Source organism: Nocardia heshunensis, from assembly GCF_054782115.1.
Map to the genome: position 1 here is coordinate 1 of NZ_BAAGTC010000044.1, position 619 is coordinate 619.

The following is a 619-nucleotide window of genomic DNA, read 5'->3' on the forward strand; positions in this document are numbered from 1 at the left end:
ACCTGTACTACGAACAAAGCTACGATGATGTTCTACTACTGAAGACCAAGACGAAGGGTATCGAGTTCGTTACGTCTGACAAGGTAGCTACCCCAAAAGCTTAGCGGCTCCTACCGCGATTAGTGTGAGCCCAAGCGAGGGCGGAGCCGACTTTACTGCGACAGGAGGTTAAATTATGATTTTAAACGTATATCAGGGCGAGATCCTGGTTGGTTCGGGGAAAGCCCCGGTCCACATTGATTTGCCAGCCAAGGCTTATGCCGCTGGTGAGTTCACTGGAGAACTGGTCGATGGTGATGGTGTCAAGACTGCTCGATTCGACTTCCCGGTAGTCACCATTACGGCACCAGCTGTCTTTGACCCAGCCGGTGACACTAAGCCGACCGATAGCAACACAGTGGCTGAGATTACCAGCTGGCTAGACGTTCACAGCATCGACCACAGTGGTAAGACGTTGAAGGCTGACTTGCTGGCGTTAGTGGGGTGATCTGATGGATAAACATCCACGGAGAGAAGAGCTACTGAAACAACTCAAGCTGTTTAACCCTGACGATGGGAGTAATCCTAGCTATCAGGTTATGTTGGAGTTCGGTTTCGACAAAGTGGTGCAGGATGTAGC

The 619-nt window shown here is 50.9% G+C and carries 1 protein-coding gene; it reads left to right on the plus strand.

The window, feature by feature from the left end:
* Nucleotides 1–175: 175 nt before the first annotated feature.
* Nucleotides 176–487: a hypothetical protein gene (locus ACYVN4_RS45050; protein WP_125685981.1), complete on the plus strand. Its 312-nt coding sequence runs from the start codon at nucleotides 176–178 to the stop codon at nucleotides 485–487.
* Nucleotides 488–619 lie beyond the last annotated feature (132 nt).

What these genes read in the sequence shown, in the direction of transcription:
- ACYVN4_RS45050 (WP_125685981.1), top strand. Translation starts at nt 176, where the DNA reads ATGATTTTAAACGTATATCAGGGCGAGATCCTGGTTGGTTCGGGGAAA.